The sequence below is a fragment of the Mycobacteroides sp. CBMA 271 genome, assembly GCF_009729205.1.
In the GTDB taxonomy this organism is placed as follows: Bacteria; Actinomycetota; Actinomycetes; order Mycobacteriales; family Mycobacteriaceae; genus Mycobacterium.
In genome coordinates this window covers 186,436-205,554 of record NZ_VTHB01000006.1, presented here as the reverse complement: position 1 = coordinate 205,554, position 19,119 = coordinate 186,436, and the positions used below count along the sequence as shown (strand labels likewise).

General features: G+C 64.7%; 15 protein-coding genes. 6 read left to right on the top strand and 9 right to left on the bottom strand.

The window, feature by feature from the left end; translation table 11 throughout:
• Positions 1-18: 18 nt before the first annotated feature.
• Genes FZI91_RS17140 through FZI91_RS17130 form a run of 3 tightly spaced genes read right to left on the bottom strand, consistent with a single transcriptional unit; the run spans position 19 to position 2,668 of the window.
• On the bottom strand, positions 19-1,029 hold the full coding sequence (locus FZI91_RS17140; protein ID WP_155940284.1) for a PHP domain-containing protein: 1,011 nt from the start codon (positions 1,027-1,029) through the stop codon (positions 19-21).
• Positions 1,030-1,039: 10 nt separating this feature from the next.
• Complete coding sequence (locus tag FZI91_RS17135) at positions 1,040-2,374, bottom strand: glycosyltransferase family 87 protein (protein ID WP_155940283.1); 1,335 nt, start codon at positions 2,372-2,374, stop codon at positions 1,040-1,042.
• Between the two features lie 27 nt (positions 2,375-2,401).
• Positions 2,402-2,668, bottom strand: a complete 267-nt coding sequence (locus tag FZI91_RS17130) for a helix-turn-helix transcriptional regulator (RefSeq protein WP_155940282.1) — start codon at positions 2,666-2,668, stop codon at positions 2,402-2,404.
• Between the two features lie 75 nt (positions 2,669-2,743).
• On the opposite strand from FZI91_RS17130, the gene map reads away from it, so the two are divergent.
• On the top strand, positions 2,744-3,511 hold the full coding sequence (gene map, locus FZI91_RS17125) for a type I methionyl aminopeptidase (RefSeq protein WP_162526188.1): 768 nt from the start codon (positions 2,744-2,746) through the stop codon (positions 3,509-3,511).
• Between the two features lie 19 nt (positions 3,512-3,530).
• Here the strand turns inward: map and FZI91_RS17120 are convergent, their stop codons facing one another.
• The 4 genes from FZI91_RS17120 to gltB form a co-directional block, all read right to left on the bottom strand.
• Positions 3,531-4,250, bottom strand: a complete 720-nt coding sequence (locus FZI91_RS17120) for a hypothetical protein (protein WP_239001791.1) — start codon at positions 4,248-4,250, stop codon at positions 3,531-3,533.
• A 656-nt stretch (positions 4,251-4,906) separates the two neighbouring features.
• Positions 4,907-5,101 carry a hypothetical protein gene (locus FZI91_RS17115; RefSeq protein WP_155940280.1) on the bottom strand — a complete coding sequence of 65 codons (195 nt, stop codon included), beginning with the start codon at positions 5,099-5,101 and terminating at the stop codon, positions 4,907-4,909.
• Between the two features lie 425 nt (positions 5,102-5,526).
• Positions 5,527-6,993 (bottom strand): glutamate synthase subunit beta, encoded by a 1,467-nt coding sequence (locus tag FZI91_RS17105; protein WP_162526189.1) that lies wholly within the window; start codon positions 6,991-6,993, stop codon positions 5,527-5,529.
• On the bottom strand, positions 6,986-11,590 hold the full coding sequence (gene gltB, locus FZI91_RS17100) for a glutamate synthase large subunit (protein WP_155940277.1): 4,605 nt from the start codon (positions 11,588-11,590) through the stop codon (positions 6,986-6,988). The genes FZI91_RS17105 and gltB overlap by 8 nt, the downstream gene beginning before the upstream one ends.
• Positions 11,591-12,037: 447 nt before the next feature.
• Between gltB and FZI91_RS17095 the strand changes: the two genes are divergently transcribed.
• From FZI91_RS17095 to phoA, 5 genes are all read left to right on the top strand, one after another.
• Positions 12,038-12,874, top strand: a complete 837-nt coding sequence (locus tag FZI91_RS17095) for an SDR family NAD(P)-dependent oxidoreductase (RefSeq protein WP_155940276.1) — start codon at positions 12,038-12,040, stop codon at positions 12,872-12,874.
• 9 nt (positions 12,875-12,883) lie between these two features.
• Complete coding sequence (locus FZI91_RS17090) at positions 12,884-13,801, top strand: metal-dependent hydrolase (RefSeq protein ID WP_155940275.1); 918 nt, start codon at positions 12,884-12,886, stop codon at positions 13,799-13,801.
• Positions 13,802-13,832: 31 nt separating this feature from the next.
• Positions 13,833-14,969 carry a PDR/VanB family oxidoreductase gene (locus tag FZI91_RS17085; protein ID WP_162526190.1) on the top strand — a complete coding sequence of 379 codons (1,137 nt, stop codon included), beginning with the start codon at positions 13,833-13,835 and terminating at the stop codon, positions 14,967-14,969.
• A 71-nt stretch (positions 14,970-15,040) separates the two neighbouring features.
• Positions 15,041-15,415: a DUF4345 family protein gene (locus tag FZI91_RS17080; RefSeq protein ID WP_155940274.1), complete on the top strand. Its 375-nt coding sequence runs from the start codon at positions 15,041-15,043 to the stop codon at positions 15,413-15,415.
• A gap of 49 nt (positions 15,416-15,464) precedes the next feature.
• Complete coding sequence (phoA, locus tag FZI91_RS17075) at positions 15,465-17,024, top strand: alkaline phosphatase (protein ID WP_155940273.1); 1,560 nt, start codon at positions 15,465-15,467, stop codon at positions 17,022-17,024.
• On the opposite strand, the gene FZI91_RS17070 is transcribed toward phoA, so the two are convergent.
• Entirely contained in the window at positions 17,021-17,623 is a 603-nt protein-coding gene (locus tag FZI91_RS17070) for a TetR/AcrR family transcriptional regulator (RefSeq protein ID WP_162526191.1), read from the bottom strand. The two genes, phoA and FZI91_RS17070, sit on opposite strands and share 4 nt — an antisense overlap.
• A gap of 8 nt (positions 17,624-17,631) precedes the next feature.
• The gene (locus tag FZI91_RS17065; RefSeq protein ID WP_162526192.1) at positions 17,632-19,089 is read right to left on the bottom strand and encodes an FAD-dependent monooxygenase; all 1,458 of its coding nucleotides are present in this window, start codon (positions 19,087-19,089) and stop codon (positions 17,632-17,634) included.
• Between the last annotated feature and the right edge of the window lie 30 nt (positions 19,090-19,119).

Below are 19,119 nucleotides of genomic sequence, written 5' to 3'. Positions count from 1 at the left end.
CAAAGTGTCAATAGGCGGCTAGCGGCCTTCCTGGGTCCGGGCCAGGAGCTGCTCGACCGGCCAGGTGTTGATCACCCGTTCCTCCGGAACGCCGGCCTCCAAGGCGCGTTCGCATCCGTACCCGGAGAACTCCAGCTGGCCCGGGGCGTGCGCGTCGGTATCGATGGAGAAGTCGCAGCCGATGTTCAATGCGAGGTCGAGCAGCCGGCGCGGCGGGTCCCGGCGTTCGGGCCGGGAGTTGATCTCGACAGCGGTTCCGGAGTCACGACAGGCCCGGAATACCTCTGCGGCATCGAATTTCGACTCCCCGCGGGTGCCTCGCTCCCCCTCCACCAGCCGTCCGGTGCAATGCCCGAGCACGTCGACGCGCGGGTTGGTGACTGCGGCAATCATGCGGCGCGTCATCGCGGCCGAATCCATCGCGAGCTTGGAATGCACGCTGGCGACGACGACATCGAGCTGGTCGAGGAGCTCGGGGTCTTGATCCAGCGCACCGTCGTCGAGGATATCAACCTCGATACCGGTGAGGATTCGCATGGGCGCCATCTGATCTCGCAGCTCGTCGATGACCTTCAGCTGGGCGCGCAGCCGCTCGGCAGAGAGGCCGTTGGCGACGCGCAGGCGAGGCGAATGATCCGTGAGCGCGCAGTATTCATGGCCGAGCGCCTTGGCGGTGCTCATCATCTCGGCGATCGGCACCGAGCCGTCAGACCAGTTGGAATGCAGGTGCAGGTCGCCCTTGAGCGCGGCCCGCATGCTGCCGCCGCCGGTGCTCTTCTTGGCGGCACGCAGCTGTTCGAGTGCGGCCGGGACCTTGCCTGCCCAGGCTTCGGCGGCGACGGTCGCCGTCTTGGGCCCCAGCCCGGTAAGACCTTTCCAAGTCTTGTTGATGCCGTGGCGTTCTCGCTCCTCGGGGCTCAGACCCGCGATGACGTCCGCGGCCTTGCGGTAGGCCATCACCCGGCGCGATTCCTCGCGGCCGAGCTCCTTGTGATAGGCGACTTCACGCAGGGCTGCGACGGGGTCCATGTTCAGGACTCTAGGCGCGTAGCGCGAGCTCCTCATCGCGATTTTCCGGGGGGTAGTCCTCGATCTCCGCCGACAGCATCGAAAGTTCGTCCAGTTCGTCCCGCGCCCGTGGCGTACTCAGCCGCAGCCACCCGGCGGCGCCGACCGTGAAGCACAAGAACACCAACGGGTACCACCCGCTCATCAGCTGGCCTACCCAAAACGGCCGCAGGTCCAGGAAGTTCCAGTACACCCCGCTGAAATAGGTGGTGCTGTGTCCGGGCCCCGGCCTATGCAGGGTCCACATGAAGGTCATCGCGAAGAGTCCCGCCGCGCGGTAGACCCAACCACGGTTCCATGGCGCGGGCGTCGTACACGCTTTCGCCAGGAGCCAGAAGAACGCGGGAGCGAACCACACCCAGTGCGCCGCCCAGCTGAACGGCGACACCGCGCAACCGGTGAGGCCCACCAGTACCAGTGCCAGCACTGGTTCTCCCCTGCGATGCGCCCAGACCGCGACAGCGAGCCCTGCGGCAAGCACCAAGAGGCTCAAGGCAATCCACATCCACTCCGGGCGCGCATGCGGGAAGAAGTACCGCGCCAGGAACCCGTTGATCGACTGATTCGCCAGGTGATCGATGCGGCTGATGTGCGCCGTGTCGCCCAGATGGCTCCAAAACCATGCGCTGTCGCGCGGGAACAGCGGCCAGGTGAGCGCGGCGGTCGCCGCGAATGTTCCCGCGGCGACACCCGAGGCACGCCACTGCCGGGTGAGTAGCAGATACGGCAGGAATATCAGCGGCGTGAGCTTGATGCCCATGGCGAGACCGAGCCCGATACCGCGCCACCGGGCCTGCGCCGGACTCAACAGATCGAGAAGCACCACCGCCATGAGCAGGATGTTGATCTGGCCCCACCAAAGGGTGGCCTGCACCGGCTCGACATCGATGGCTATCACCGCGAGCGCGGCACTCACCAAAGCCAGCCGGGTGCCCGCACGGACACCGACCAGACGCAGGATGCGCCACGCGGTAAGCGCCAGGGCCGCAAGGGAAAGGGTGAGCAGCGCCCATTTCGCGACGACGGACGAGGCCCCCGCGAGCGGCGCGAGAATCAGCGTCGCGAACGGCGGGTAGACGAACCACGCCTTGTTGAGGGCGGGAGCCTCGTACAACCTCTTGCCATCCCAGAGGCCGCGCACCGCGGCGCGATAGGTCTCAAGGTCATAGCCGTTCTCGGTCAGTCCGAAGAAGGACGTCTGGAACGGAACGAGGCGGTTGTGCACCACCATCGCGATGACCGCGACGACCAGCGTGCTCAGAACGACGGTACGTGGCAGCCGCTTGTCCCCACCCCAGCTGTGCATCCGGCCGATTTTACGGCCGCCGCGCCATTAGGACGCGGCGACGATCTTGGTCTCGTCCTGCCATGCATCCGCGACGTCGTTGAGGTCCAGACGCAGGGTTGCGGCCAGCTGGACGACGGCCCCAAACGCTGGTGTCGGGAGTCGTCCGGTTTCGATCTTGCGCAGTGTTTCCGGCGAGATTCCCGAAGCGTGGGCGACGTCATCGAGCGGCCGGTCACCGCGTGCGGCCCGCAGCAGTCCGCCCAGACGCTTACCCGCGGCGAGTTGTTCGGCGGTGAGCGGCTGACGAACCATGCTCACGACTTTAGTCTTGGTATTTAAATACCGGAAGCCCTAAGGTGGTATTTAAATACCGTCCTGGAGGTCGCCGTGATCGAGTTGAAGTCACCCGCAGAGATCGCGCATATGCGCGTGACCGGCCAGTTCGTCGGTTCGGTACTGACCGAGCTGTCGTCGCTGGCCGCGCCGGGCGTGAACCTGCTCGATCTGGAACTTCGGGCGCGCGACATGGTTGCCGAGCGGGGCGCGGTGTCCTGCTACTGGGACTACTCCCCCTCATTCGGGCGCGGACCGTTCCGCAACGTCATCTGCCTGTCGGTGAATGACGCCGTGCTGCATGGGCTTCCGCATGACTACGTGCTGGCCGATGGCGATCTGCTGAGCATGGATTTCGCGGTGAGCATCGACGGCTGGGTGGCCGACTCCGCGGTGAGCGTGATCGTCGGGACCCCTGATCCCGAAGATGTGCGGCTGATCGAGAGCACGCGGATCGCGCTAGACGCGGCGATCGCAGCCGCTCAGCCCGGTGGGCGGCTCGGCGATATCTCGGCGGCCGTCGCCGACGTGGCCGAGGGCGCCGGGTATCGCATCAACACCGATTTCGGTGGGCACGGCCTCGGGCGCACCATGCATGAGGATCCTCATGTTCCGAACAAGGGGCAGGCCGGACGCGGCATGAAGCTGGAGCCGGGTCTGACCCTGGCGCTTGAGCCGTGGTTTGGGCGCGGGACCCATCGACTCACCATGGATCCGGACGGGTGGACGCTGAGGATGGCCGACGGTTCCCGCGGCGCACATTCCGAACACACCATCGCCATCACCGAGAGCGGTCCGCAGGTTCTGACGGCGCGGGGCTAGGCGGGTTCAGCTACCAGGTTCAACGTTCGGGGAGATCTGCCAAGCCAACCACGTCATCTGCGATCCAGGTGCGCTGGCCCTGACCATTCAGGTAGTACAACGTCCCTTTCGTCATATCGACCCATGCCGCCTGCCCGTCGGGAATCGCAGCTTTAGGCACAACAACAGCCCGGGCGCCATTGCCGAGTTCGAGCGCGAATATTGCGGGCCCCTGGGTCTCCACGCGAGACCATCTGCCCGCACGATAGGCCCACACGCTTGGAGGTGCCCCCGCCGACGACTTCTCCGAACAATTCGCCTGTTGGTAGTTGGCGTAGAGAGTGCCGTCGGTACCCCACCAGGCCCGGGAAACTCGATACTCAACATCCTTAGAAGCGGCCGGATCCGCCGGACTGATCGCGGTCCTGGCACCGGTGGCTGTGTCGATCATGTCGACCTCACGATGTCCGCAATGAGCACCCGTCTTGCTGTCACTCGGGTCCTCGCCCCCCATGACGAAACTTGCGCCGTCCGGACTCATCGCGCCCCAAACATCATTTCGGCTACCAAAGGCGTAGTTTCCGAGCTTGAGTATCGATCCGTCGAGTCGTGAGAACCAAAGCGTTTGAGCGAGTTCCCAAGGCCTCGAAGGTCGATAGTTGACCGCGTCTAGAAATGCGTATATCCCATTCGCCGCGTCCAGATAGAAGGTGTACGGAGCAACGTTGTGTTGTGCGGGGTGGGGGGACAGCAGGGGCATTGATCCGATCGTTTTGATCTGAGGATCGATCGCACTTAGGTCCAGCGCGCGCACGAACGCGGACGTAGTGTCACGCTCGCTCTCCTGGTGATCATCTTCGCCTGCATCGAAGCCCCCGACCAAACTGTCACCTATCGGCATCACCGGCGAAGGAAATCCGAGACAAGGTCCGTTACAGGGGATTACACGCCTTTCCAGATTACGCGTGTCCACCACGGAGACGCCAGAATCTCCAAGCCAGTAGGCATAGCGGTGATTTGTGGTCAACCGAATCGGGTCGCCGATCTCAGCGGCGCCTCCGTGAAGTTCAGCCGCTATCGCCCCACCGCGTGCGACGCCAATCGACGTCTGGGTCTGGAACACAAAAGTCTTAGCCTCGACACCCTGTGGCGTCTTCGTCACCTGCGCGGGTTCGTCTGTGCCGCATCCAGCGGCTAAGGCCACTAGGACGACGGCTGCGATCGCACGTATCAACACCGCACGCCGACCAGCGACTTCAACCAGCGAGACACGATCAGTAGCCTTTGTGTCTTTCTTCGGGACGCTGCGGATACGGGCCAGGAGACGGCACCCCGAGTACTCGCCTAGCGAAATTGTAGTAATCATCCCGCGACTGCCAACCTGCCATCCCACCATTGATGATCTGTGTCATTCCCTCAAAGAAACTCCTGCACATGATCCGAGAGCGGCGTCGCCATGATGGGATCTTTGAGTAGATCCACGGGATACGTCGCGCACAGGTGCTCCGCGGTCGACGGCGCGGCGCAGGCGGTCTGAGTAGGTGCCCGATTCCCCAGCACGACGACGATGCATGCCAAGAGGACTGCCGGACGAAGTCGGTTCAACCCCATCTACTCCCCAGTCAGATTCGGCTACCGCATCCACCGGCCCTGGTTACAGGTCGATAACGATTACGGCGAACACCGCATGTCGGCCGTCCGACACGCGGACGACGGCCGTGAGCAACGCTCAGTGACTGAAGCGCAGGAGCTCTTCGCGAGTGATCAATCGCTCGCTCTTCGCGGGGAAACTATGACTCTTCATGGGATGTCGAATCAATGACCAGGCAATTCGGCCAACCCATGTCTTCGCAGCGGGTGTGTTGGGCACGAGAACATCTCCTGCATCGGCGAGCGTTTAGAACCAGGCAGTAGCATAACGCAAATTACTGCCGATCTCACGTGTCACACCGACATCAAGCAAACATGTCGGACAACGCGAAATGAATTCATCCGGAGCTATCGGTCGTGACCGCTCCGGCAACGCCGTCTACCGGCTACCGCTGCGGCGCGGCGGTCGGCTTGATCGGCGCGGGCAGCGCCGTCTCACCGACGAGATACGCATCCACGGCGGAGGCAGCCGACCGGCCCTCGGCAATCGCCCACACGATCAGCGACTGGCCGCGGCCCATATCCCCGGCTACGAACACGCCGTCAACGGATGTCGCATACGAACCGTCACGCGCCACATTGCCACGCTCGGTCAGATCAACACCGAGGGTCTCAAGCAGGCCCGGCTTCTCCGGCCCGACGAATCCCATTGCCAGGAAGACGATGTCGGCCTCTAGCTCGAAATCCGAGCCCTCGACCTTCTCGAACTTGCCGGCGTTGAAGACCACCTCGTGGGCACGCAGACCGGTGACCTTGCCGTCATCGCCGAGGAACCGCTCGGTGTTGACGGCGTAGATCCGCTCTCCGCCCTCTTCGTGCGCGGAGGCCACCCGGAACAGTGTCGGGTAGGTCGGCCACGGGTCACGCTCGCCGCGAGTCTCCGGCGGCTTCGGCATGATCTCGAACTGCTGAATGCTTGCCGCACCCTGCCGGTGGGCGGTGCCCAGACAGTCTGCTCCGGTGTCGCCGCCACCAATGATGATGACGCGCTTGCCCTTTGCCGTGATCGGCGGCTGACCATCCTCATCCACGACGTCGTCGCCCAACTGCACCTTGTTGGCCCATGGCAGGTATTCCATGGCCTGGTAGATGCCGTCAAGCTCGCGGCCCGGAACCGGCAGATCACGCCAGTCCGTCGCGCCGCCGGCCAGCACCACCGCGTCGAACTTCGAACGCAGCTCGTCGGCCGTGATATCCACGCCGACGTTCACGCCGGCCTCGAAAACCGTTCCCTCGGCCCGCATCTGGTCCAGACGCCGATCGATGTGACGCTTCTCCATCTTGAACTCGGGGATGCCGTAACGCAGCAGGCCACCAATGCGGTCGGCCCGCTCGTACACGGTCACATCGTGCCCGGCCCGGGTGAGCTGCTGTGCCGCGGCCAAGCCCGCCGGTCCGGAACCCACAACCGCGACCTTCTTGCCGGTCTTCACCTCGGACGCGATGGGCTTGACCCAGCCGTTGTCGAAGGCGTTGTCGATCAGGGAGACCTCGACCTGCTTGATGGTGACCGCGTCCTGGTTAATGCCCAGCACGCACGATGCCTCACACGGCGCGGGACAGAGCCGGCCCGTGAACTCGGGGAAGTTGTTGGTGGCGTGCAGGCGCTCGATACCCTCGCGCCACTGCCCGCGATACACCAGATCGTTCCACTCGGGGATCAAGTTGCCCAGCGGGCAGCCCTGGTGGCAGAACGGGATTCCGCAGTCCATGCAGCGCGACGCCTGCTGTTGAAGCCTCGAAGACTCGAAATCCTCGTAGACCTCTTTCCAGTCGAGCAGCCGCAATGGCACGGGCCGCCGCGTGGGCAGCTCGCGCGCGGTGTGGGTCAGAAAGCCGCTTGGGTCACCCACGAGCAGCCGCCATGATCGCCTCGTTCACATCGCCTCCGGTCAGCTCCGCATCGGCGATGGCCTCGAGCACGCGACGGTAGTCGCGAGGCATCACCTTGACGAAGGAATCGCACTGTTTGCTCCAGTCGGCCAGAATGCGTTGTCCGACGGCAGATTCCGTTGCCGCCACATGCTTTTCAATCAAGCTGCGCAGCACCTGCTGGTCATCGGGATCCAACGCCTCCAGGTCAACCATCTCGTCATTGAGGTTGTCCATCAATCGCTTGTCGGGGTCGTACATGTAAGCCATACCGCCCGACATGCCCGCCGCGAAGTTGCGGCCGGTTGGGCCCAGCACCACGACGGTGCCGCCGGTCATGTACTCGCACCCGTGGTCGCCCACGCCCTCGACGACGGCGGCGGCTCCGGAGTTACGCACGGCGAACCGCTCTCCCACCACTCCGCGCAGGAACGCCTCACCGCTGGTCGCGCCGAACAGGAGAACGTTGCCGCCGATGATGTTCTCCTCGGCCACAAAGTCTTTCGGCGCTTCACGGGATGGCCGCACCGCAATGCGTCCGCCCGACAGGCCCTTGCCCACGTAGTCGTTGGCGTCGCCGAACAGCCGCAGGGTAATGCCGCGCGGCACGAAGGCGCCGAAGCTGTTCCCGGCCGAGCCGGTGAACGTGATGTCGATCGTGTCGTCCGGAAGTCCTTCGCCGCCATAGGCCTTGGTCACCTCGTGACCAAGCATGGTGCCCACGGTGCGGTTGACATTGGTGATCAGCGTCTCGAACTTCACCGGGGTGCCGCGATCCAGCGCCTCGCGGCTCATCACGATGAGCTGCTGATCCAGCGCCTTCTCCAGACCGTGATCCTGTGAACCGCTGCAGTACAGGTCCTGGTTCATGAACGCCGAATCCGGCTCAGTGAGAACTGGAGTCAGGTCGATCTTGCTGGCCTTCCAGTGCGCTACCGCGCGCTCGATGTCTAGTGCACCGACCTGGCCGACCGCCTCGTTGACGGTGCGGAAGCCGAGCTCTGCCATGAGCTCTCGCACTTCCTCGGCGAGGAACAGGAAGAAGTTCTCCACGAACTCCGGCTTGCCGTTGAACCGCTCGCGCAGCACCGGGTTCTGGGTGGCCACGCCCACCGGGCAGGTGTCCAGGTGGCACACGCGCATCATGATGCAGCCCGACACCACCAACGGCGCGGTGGCGAAACCGAACTCCTCGCCGCCCAGCAGCATCGCGATCATCACGTCGCGGCCGGTCTTGAGCTGACCATCAACCTGGACCACAATGCGGTCGCGCAGACCGTTGAGTAGCAGCGTCTGCTGCGTCTCAGCCAGGCCCAGCTCCCACGGCGCACCCGCATGCTTCTGCGAGGTCAGCGGGGTGGCGCCGGTGCCACCGTCATGCCCGGAGATGAGCACCACGTCGGCGTGCGCCTTGGAGACGCCCGTGGCCACCGTGCCCACGCCGTTCTCCGACACCAGCTTCACGTGAATACGCGCCTGCGGATTGGAGTTCTTGAGGTCGTGGATCAGCTGTGCCAAATCCTCGATGGAGTAGATGTCGTGGTGCGGAGGAGGGGAGATGAGGCCCACGCCGGGCGTGGAGTGCCGCACCTCGGCCACCCACGGATACACCTTGTGCGCGGGCAGCTGGCCGCCCTCGCCGGGCTTGGCGCCCTGCGCCATCTTGATCTGGATATCGGTGCAGTTGCTCAGGTAATGCGAGGTCACACCGAACCGGCCGGAAGCCACCTGCTTGATGGCGCTGCGACGCCAGTCGCCGTTCTCGTCGGGGATGAACCGGCTTGGGTTCTCGCCGCCCTCACCGGAATTCGACCGGCCACCCAAGCGGTTCATGGCGATCGCCAGGGTCTCGTGCGCCTCGGCGGAGATCGAGCCGAAGCTCATCGCACCGGTGGAGAAACGCTTCACGATCTCGCTGGCGGGCTCCACCTCGTCGATGGAAATAGACGGGCGCCCTGTGTCATTGGAGGCCTTGAACTTCAGCAGGCCGCGCAGCGACGCCATCCGCTCACTCTGGTCATCAACCAGCTTCGTGTACTCCTTGAACACCGAGTACTGCCCGGAACGGGTGGCGTGCTGCAGCTTGAAGACGGTGTCGGGGTTGAACAGGTGGTACTCGCCCTCGCGGCGCCATTGATACTCCCCGCCAACTTCAAGCTCGCGGTGCGCCCACTCCTCGGGGCGGTCCAGGAACGCCAGATGATGGCGCGAGGCCACATCGGCGGCAATCTCATCCAGGCCGATACCGCCGGTGGGGCAGTACAGCCCACTGAAGTACTCGTCGAGCAGCTCCTGCGACAGGCCGATCGCCTGGAACAACTGCGCGCCGGTGTAGGAGGCCAGCGTGGAGATGCCCATCTTGGACATCACCTTGAGCACACCCTTGCCCGCGGCCTTGATGTAGTTGCGGATTGCCTTGTCGCGCTCCACCCCGGCGATGATGCCGCGGTCGATGAGGTCCTCGATGGACTCGAACGCCATGTACGGGTTGACGGCGGCGGCACCGAAGCCGACCAGCGCCGCCACATGGTGTACCTCGCGGGCGTCGCCGGCCTCAACCACCAGACCGGCCTTGGTGCGCGACTTCTCGCGGACCAGGTGATGGTGCACTGCGGAAACAGCCAAAAGCGAAGGGATGGGTGCCATCTGATCGTCCGACTCGCGGTCCGACAGGATGATCACCTGGGCACCGTCGGCGATAGCCGCGGACGCCTCGGCGCGCACCGATTCCAGTGCGGTACGCAATCCGGCACCGCCCTCGGCGACGGGGTACAGGCAGCGCACCACACGACTGGAGAAGCCATGAGCACGACCATTGACCTCATCGGTGGGATCAAGGTGGATGAGCTTGTCCAGCTCGTCGTTGTGCAGCACCGGCTGCGGCAGCAGGATCTGGTGGCACGATTCGGGAGTCGGGTTCAGCAGATCGCCCTCGGGGCCGATCACACCGCCCAGGCTGGTGACGACCTCTTCGCGGATCGCGTCGAGCGGGGGATTGGTGACCTGAGCAAACAGCTGCTGGAAATAGTCGAACAGCATCCGAGAACGGCTGGACAGCACGGCAATTGGCGTGTCGGTACCCATCGATCCGAGCGCCTCGGCACCGGTGCGTGCCATCGGCGCCACCAGGATGTTGAGCTCCTCGTAGGTGTAGCCGAAAGCCTGCTGGCGTAACACGATCCGGCTGTGCGGCATGTGCTGGTGCGGACGGTCGGGTAGCTGCTCCATCCGGACCAGCCCCTCGTCCAGCCACTTCTGGTACGGCTCCGCGGCAGCCAGCTCGGCCTTCACTTCGTCATCGGAGACGATGCGGCCCTGGGTGGTGTCCACCAGGAACATCCGACCGGGCTGCAGACGGGTGCGCTGCACCACGGTGGAGGGGTCCAGGTCAAGAACGCCGGACTCAGAGGCCATCACGACGAGGCCATCCTCGGTCACCCAGACACGGGACGGCCGTAGGCCGTTGCGGTCGAGCACCGCGCCGACGATGGTGCCGTCGGTAAAGCACACCGATGCCGGTCCGTCCCACGGCTCCATGAGCGAGGCGTGGTACTCGTAGAAGGCGCGGCGCTGCGGGTCCATGGACTCGTGCCGTTCCCACGCCTCGGGAATCATCATCAGCACCGCATGGTGCAAGGGGCGGCCACCCAGGTGCAGCAGCTCCAGTGCCTCGTCGAACCGCGCCGTGTCCGAGGCACCGCGCGTACAGATCGGGAAGATCTTGTCGAGCTGGGCTGGACCACCGAAGGCCTCGGTCGTGATGAGCGCCTCGCGGGCCCGCATCCAGTTCTCGTTGCCCGCAACAGTGTTGATCTCACCGTTGTGCGCTACCCGGCGATAGGGGTGTGCCAGCGGCCAGGACGGGAAGGTGTTGGTGGAGAAGCGCGAGTGCACGATGCCCAACGCACTCTCTACCCGCTCATCCTGCAGATCAAGATAGAACGCCCGCAGCTGCGGGGTGGTCAGCATGCCCTTATATACAAAGGTACGGCCGGAAAGGCTTGGGAAATAGACGGTTTCCTCGCCGAGGCTGCCCCGGCCGGAGCCCTGGTTGCCGAGCTCGTGCTCGATGCGCTTGCGCACGACATAAACGCGGCGCTCCAGATCCATACCCGATGCGCCGGCAATGAACAGCTGACGGAAGGTGGGCATGGCGTCGCGAGCGAGGGCACCCAGCGAAGAGTCATCGTGAGGAACCTCACGCCAACCCAGAACGGTCAAACCCTCTGCCTCAACGATCTTGTCGACGGCCACGCAGGCGGCGGCGGCGTCCTTGGATCCCTGCGGCAGGAAAGCGATACCGGAGGCGTAGCTGCCCTCGGCGGGCAGCTCGAAGCGCCCTTCTTCTGCGCAAACGGCCCGGAAGAACTTGTCCGGTATCTGCAGCATGATTCCGGCGCCGTCACCGCTATTGGGCTCGGCTCCCGCAGCACCGCGGTGTTCCAGGTTCAGCAGTGCGGTGATTGCCTTGTCCACAATGTCGCGGCTGCGCCGGCCGTGCATATCCACGACCATGGCGACACCGCACGCATCGTGCTCGTAGGCCGGGTTATAGAGCCCGGTCGCGGGGTGTGGCATGGCTACTCGTCTCGTCTCCAGGGCCTGTCCGGATGCATCGCGTGGATGCACCGTCAACGCCCTCCTCGAAGGTGCCGCGCAGACCGGCGCAGGGTGGTTGCCCGAACCCCGCGGCTGGCCCGTTGGCCCTTGTCTGTAGCGTCCTTCTCGGCCGTCTGCTGGGTCTGCTCACGGTGACGATGAGGCACCCACCGGACACCGTTGACCAGCGGATCTCGTGCCCCGACGCGACAAGTAATCAAAACGATATGTCAGGAACCCCATCCCACGCCAACTCGGGTGGTTAGATGGCGCGACACCCGGCGGAGTCACTGTCTCAATGTGTAGGTCAACGCGCGTTTCCTCAATAAACAGTATTGAGCGTCACGTCTTTTTGCGACCGGTTCCGGTGATTTACAATCTCCTCCGTCACGTAAGCGCCGTCGCGCGCAGGATGCAGGAGGATGCATGACGTCCGGTAACGCACAGCGCACCAGCCTGGTGGTGGTGACCGGCGCCGGGAGCGGCATCGGTCGTGAAACCGCGTTGGCCTTCGCGCACCGGGGCTCCCGAATCGTCGTCGCCGATATCAACCTGGACACCGCCAACGAGACCGTCGGGCTCATCGAGAAAATAGGCGGAACCGCTCACCCCTACGCGCTAGACGTCTCCGACGAGGCCTCCGTAACCGCGTTCGCAGACGACGTATGCGCCGCCCAGGGAGTGCCTGACGTCTTGATCAACAACGCCGGAATCGGCCAGGCCGGGCGATTCTTCGATACCCCATCCGCGGACTTCCAGCGGGTGCTGAACATCAACTTGGGCGGAGTCGTATACGGCTGCCGCGCATTTGGCCCGCGGATGGCCGCACGTAAGAGCGGTCATATTGTCAACATCTCCAGCGCCGCCGCATACACGCCGATCCCCGAAATGGGGGCGTACGCCACCAGTAAGGCTGCCGTGTTCATGTTCTCCGACGTGCTACGTGGCGAGCTCGCCAGCGACAAAGTGAAGGTGAGCACCATCTGCCCGGGCATCGTCAACACGAATATCATTCGCACCACGCAGTTTTCGGGCCTGTCCGCCGCGGACGAGGCGCAGCGGCAACAGCAGGGGGCGGGGCTGTACGCCAAACGGGGATATGGCCCGGAGAAGGTGGCCAAGCAGATCGTCAACGCCGTCACCAAGGGCAGGTCGATTGTCCCGGTTACCCCGGAAGCACACCTGCAGTACCACTTCAGTCGCCTGGCCCCGGCACTGAATCGGTTCTTCTGGGGCAACCTTGGCGACAAGCTCAACAAATAGGAGGACGCCATGTCGCGCAACACAACTGAAGCCACTGGCCTGCACGTAGTACCCACCGAGCCCGGTGAGGTCGTACTACGGCCCCGTAATGTCCAGTTCGACACCAGCCACACCCCGCTGCACTGGATTCCCAACGAGCCGATCGTGTCGCATTTCATCTCTGCCTTCAATCTCCTTCTGCCGGAAGGAGAACGGGCCTTCGTCGACACCTTCACCCGCGCACTGCCGTACGTGAAGGACGACAAGATCCGCGAGGCGATGATCGGCTTCATGGGCCAGGAGGCCGTGCACGCCGAGACCCATAACAAGGTGCTGGGCGACTTCATGGAGCGCAACGGCCTCAACGTTCGGCCCGCACTCGATCAGATCGAGTACGTCACGCACATGCTGGAGCGCACCAACGAGCTACGCAGCGAAAAGCTGCGCTACCGCGTGATGGTGGAAAAGCTGGCCCTCATCGCCGGTGTCGAACACTTCACGGCCGTGCTCGGTGACTGGGTGCTGAACCACCCGTTCGAGAAGTTCGACGCCGACCCGGAGATGGTGGACCTGTTCCGCTGGCATGGAGCCGAGGAAGTGGAGCACCGCAGCGTCGCCTACGACGTGGCCCAGTACTTCCAGATCCGCCGCGGACACATGATGCTGACGTTCGTTTTGGCCACCATGCTCCTGGTCGGCGTGATGCTGCGCTACACCAAGTTCCTGGTGCGCCAAGATCCGTCGCTGCCCAACTACGGGGTCTTCGGTGTGCTGCGGCAGATGAACAAGGCCATGAAGCGCGGCGCCTTCCTGAAGTGGCGTGAGCTGGGCAAGTCGGCCATGGAGTTCATGCGTCCGGGCTTCTCCCCGGATCAGGTGGGTAGCACGGCGCAGGCGGTGGCGTACTTGAGCACCTCGCCGGCTGCAAAGGCCGCGGTGGGGCACTGATGAGCCGCTTGGGCGAAGAACAGACCGCACGGTGAAGCCCTGGCGCCGCAAGGCGCAGCCCCTCCCCAAGCGGAACCGGCGGTCGTTGCCGCCGACGCTGTACGGCAATCTGCCGGTATCGCCGACGATCGCGCTGGGCACAGCGCTGTTCCCGCTCGCGGTTCGCGCGATCGGTGCCTTGCTGATCCTCAAAAAGCCGCCCGAGAACCACGTCGACCGGACGCTGAACCTCGTGGTGAAGGAGCGCTGGATCGAGGCCAAGGATCAGGATGTGGCGAGCCTGGTCCTGGCCGCGCCCGACGGACAGCGTCTCCCGCCCTGGCATCCAGGTGCACACCTCGATCTGCTGCTGCCCTCGGGACGGATGCGACAGTATTCACTGTGCGGTGACGTCTCCGATCCGTTCCACTACCGAATTGCCGTGCGTCGCATACCCGCTGGCGGCGGTGGCTCCATCGAGGTGCACGACGTATTGAACGTCGGATCGACAGTATCCATCTTGGGGCCGCGCAACGCGTTCCCGCTGGCGATGACCCAGCCCGGGCCTCGCAAACTGCACTTCGTGGCCGGCGGTATCGGCATCACCCCGATTCTGTCCATGATTGCCTTCGCCGAACAGCTAGGTAAGCCCTGGACCATGGTCTACACCGGCCGGAACCGCGATTCGCTCCCGTTCTTGAATGAGCTCAAGCGATTTGGTGATCGCGTGACGGTGCGAACCGACGATCAGTCGGGTCTGCCGACCGCCGACGACCTGCTGCACGGGGTAGGAGAGAACGACGCGGTGTACTGCTGCGGACCCGCCCCCATGCTCGCGGTGCTGCAGCGTCGGCTGCTGGAAATGCCGTCGGTGGAACTGCATTTCGAACGATTCGCGGCGGCCCCCGTGGTCGACGGTCATCCGTTCGAGGTACAGCTGGGCCCCGGCGGACCAGTGCTGCCGGTGCCCTCCGATCGCACGGCGTTGGACGTCATTCGGGAACGGCTGCCCCACGTCGCCTACTCGTGCCAGCAGGGATTCTGCGGCACCTGCAGGGTCAACGTGCTGGCCGGCACCGTCGAGCATCGCGATCAGATCCTCACCGAGTCGCAGCGCGAAGAGGGACAGCTCCTGACGTGCGTCTCCCGCGGTGAGGGCCGCGTGGTGCTGGACCTGCCCGCGTCGTAGATCTCCGTGCGATTTCGGCGCATGGCGAGGACGGCGCGCGGTCTCCACACCCAATCGCACACAATCAACCCATGATGCTGCGCCGGATATGTCTGTTCCTTGGCTGTTGGCTTACCGCCGTCGGGTTGGGCCAGATCGCGTGGGGTACCCGTGCCATTCCCGGCGGTGGCCCCTCCAACGCCGCCATTGACAGCCAGACGCGTGCGGCCGGCGTACTGGCCGCGGTGTGCGGAATGGTCCAGGTGTGGGCAGTCCGTAAGCCCCGCCCTCAAACTCTGCGGGGATTGTCGCTGCTCATGGCGGCACTTGCCGGTGCGCGACTGACCGCAATCCCCACCCACGGGAGGCTTACCGGAGCTATACCCGTCGCGATCGCGACAGAGGCGACCTCATCGGCGCTCCTGCTGGCCTATTCGGTAACCGCGGAGCGTCACTCCGGCGCGTAGGCCCGTATCGGTTCACCGGGCGTTCATCGGTTGCCTAGAAACTGTCGCAATGCGCATCTCCCACGCTGTCACGGCCCTCACGTCCGCCCTCGTCCTGGCCCTGGCCCCCTCGGCAACCGCCGCGCCCCCGTCTGATTCCCCCGAGGTGCCCGCCCGCGATATCGCCAAGACCGGTGGCGCCAACCGCACCCCCGGCGGTCGCGACGGCGACAAGACGGCGGATCTACGTGATTCGGTGCAGGGCCGCGACGCCAAGAACGTCATCCTGCTGATCGGCGACGGCATGGGCACCTCGGAGATCACCTCCGCGCGCAACTATCAGCATGGCGCCGCCGGCAAGCTTCCCGGCCTCGATGCGCTGCCGATCACCGGTGAATACACCACCTTCGCACTGACCAAGGACGGCCCAGACAAGGGCAAGCCGGACTACGTCACCGATTCGGCCGCCTCCGGCACCGGCTGGGCGACCGGCACCAAGTCCTACAACGGCGCCATCTCCGTCGACCTCGACGGCAAGCCGCTGGACACGATCCTGGAGATCGTGCAGAAGCAGGGCTTCGCGACCGGAAACGTCACCACCGCAGAGCTGCAGGACGCCACCCCGGCGGTGCTTGCTGCGCACGTCACCGATCGGGACTGCAAGGGCCCCAAGGAAACCCTGGAGAAGTGCGCGGGCAACGCCAAGGAGAACAACGGAAATGGCTCGATTTCCGAACAGCTGGTCGCCACCCGAGCCGATCTCAGCTTCGGCGGCGGCGGCAAGTACTTCGACGAGACCATCACCGCCGGCGAGCACAAGGGCAAGACCTCGCTGGAGGTCGCCAAGGCCTCCGGGTACCAATTGCCCACCACGGCAGACGATCTCAACAAGGTAGACAGCCTCGACAATCCGGTGCTGGGCGTGTTCGGGAAGGGCAATCTGCCGGTGCAGTGGGACAAAGCGCCCGCTGCCGTCCCCAACGGCGGCAAGCTGCCCGCAACTACCTGCCAGGCCAACCCCCAGCTGCCCAAGGATCAACCGCAGCTGTCCGCGATGACATCCAAAGCCATTGATCTGCTGGTGAACTCGAAGAAAGGGCGGGATAAGGGCTTCTTCCTACAGGTGGAGTCGGCGTCGATCGACAAGCAGGACCACGCGGCCAACATCTGCGGTCAGATAGGGGAAACCATCGCCCTGGACGAGGCCGTCGCCGCTGCCCTGGACTTCGCACGCAAGGACGGCAACACCCTGGTGATCGTCACCGCCGATCACGGACACTCCTCGCTCATCGTTCCCGAGGACTTTGACAACCCGACCGCGCTGTCTGTCGCGGTGAAGACGGCCGACGGCGCCACCATGCGGATCATGTATCCGACTGCGCCGGAAGGTGAATCGCAGACCCACACCGGGACCCAGGTGCGCATCGCCGCCTACGGTCCGGGTGCCGCAAACGTCTCCGGCCTTACCGATCAGACCGACAACTTCAACACCATCGTCGGGGCACTGCTCGGACCCAAGAGCCCGGACGCCGCGGGCGGGCCGTCCTGGTGGCTCGCCGGAGGTATCGCGGTAGTGGCCGCGATCCTCGGTGCGGGCGCCGCGTTCTTCCTGGGCCGACGCAAGGCCTAACGGCCCGGTACGGCGGCGAGCTGCGCGCGAATTGTCGCTCGTACCACCTGATCCTTCGACACGTCCGGACCCAGCCCGAGCGCATCGGCCGATAGCGTCAACTGCGTGAGTACCACGCCGTTGACGGTCGAGTAGAGGCTCGCGACGTCACGGTCCGTCGGTCGCAGCCCGGCGGATTCCAACAGGGTGCGTAGTACCGGAAATACGGCTCCGGTCGCTTCGGCAAGGGTCGGCCGTACGTCGTCCGAGCGCGTGCCTTCCAGGAACAGTTCCATCATCGCCAGGGTGCGCGCCCGATTGACCGTCATGGCCCGGTCGATGAGCTGAACCAGCCTGTCGAGGAGGTCGTCCATCGACAACGCGCCAACCGTCACGCCGGTCGCGGCATCGAGCTGACCCACCAACTGATTGGCACAGTGCGTGGCCACCCCACGTAGCAGCGCTTCACGCGTTCGGAAATACCGTGACGTTGTCCCCACGGGCTCGCCGGCCGCGGCATCCACCGCGCGATGCGTCAGTCCCTTCAGACCACGCTCGGCAAGCACCATGATCGCGGCGTCCGCGAGTGCCGATCGTCGTTCGGTATTGACCGGTGCCACGACCTCTCCTATGACCTCGATGCCGTCTGCGGGGCACCGAACCACTCGTGCAGAACGGACGGCAGCTCCCGTTGGACCTGCGCACCATCGGCGTCGGTCGCCCATCCAACGTAGCCGTCGGGTCGCACCAGAACGGCGGACGGGCCCTTCACCTTGGCGCCCACCGGGAACACGTTGGCACTGTCTGCCCAGGGCCTAGCCGCCTCGGCGAGGGCACCCCCGGTGCCGTCGAGCAGCACGAACTTTCCGTCCCGCATCAACTCGTAGAGTCTTGGCGCCGAACCAAGGTCGCGTACACGCGTGCCCACCAGTGGGTGGTCTCCGCGCCGGTGCGCGTATGCGATTCCGATACCCGTCCCGCGTCCCAGAAACCGATCTCGGATCGGCGGGATCGTCATCATCCCCCGCAGCAGCATCGGTTGAAGAACCTGCCGAATACGAGACCGGCTCAAGGTCAGCTTGGTCAGACCGTCGGTGAGCGCAAGTACCTGCGCCCCCACCGGATGCCGTTCGGCCTCATAGGTGTCCAGCAGGCCATCGGACGACTGCCCGCGCAGCACCGAGGTGAGCTTCCAGCCCAGGTTCATCGCATCCTGGATACCGGTGTTCATACCCTGCCCGCCGATGGGAGAGTGCACATGGGCGGCGTCTCCGGCCAGAAAGACCCGGCCCACACGATATTTCGCGGCTTGACGCCGCTCGGAGAGGAACCTCGACATCCACCGCGGATCACGGATGCCGTAGTCGGTGCCGCCCACGCGACGCGCAACCGATCGAATCTCGTCGAGTTCCAAAGGCTTGCCGATCGGAACGTCCTCGTGCTTCAGATCCCATGCGATAACCCGGAAGTAGCCGTCCTCGAACGGAAGGACGAGCACGAGCCCTTCCCTGCTGAATCGCGCGAACATCGGGGAGTCCTCGGGAGGGTCCAGGTGGACGTCGGCGAGCATGATGTGGGTTTCGTATTGGTCGCCGACGAAATCGATCCCCGCCAGCTCGCGGACCGCACTGTGCGCGCCGTCGCACCCGACGACATAACGGGCGGATTCGGTACTGCCATCGACAAATCGCATGCACACCGACTCGTCCTGATCCAGCCCCACCAGCTCCACCCCACGGACGATCTCGACGCCCAACTCCCTGGCCCGCTGCTCGAGAACTGCCTCGGTTCCGCTCTGGGCGACCATGGCGATCATCGGGAACGGCGAGTCCATCTTGGTGAGATCCATCGACACCCCGGGCAGCGGCGCAAGCCGGTCCATCGCATGTCCGCGCGCCAGCACCTGCTCGGCCAATCCACGGGCGTCCAACAGCTCCAGGGTTCTGGCGTGCACCGCGAACGCTCGGGTGATGTTCGGCGCGGTGGTTCGGCGTTCGAAGATCCGGCAACTCACCCCGCGTATCGCCAGCTCGCAGGCCAGCATGAGTCCGGTCGGCCCGGCTCCCACAATCCCTACATCGATCACCGCAGTCTCCTCACGCCATCCCTACGCTAC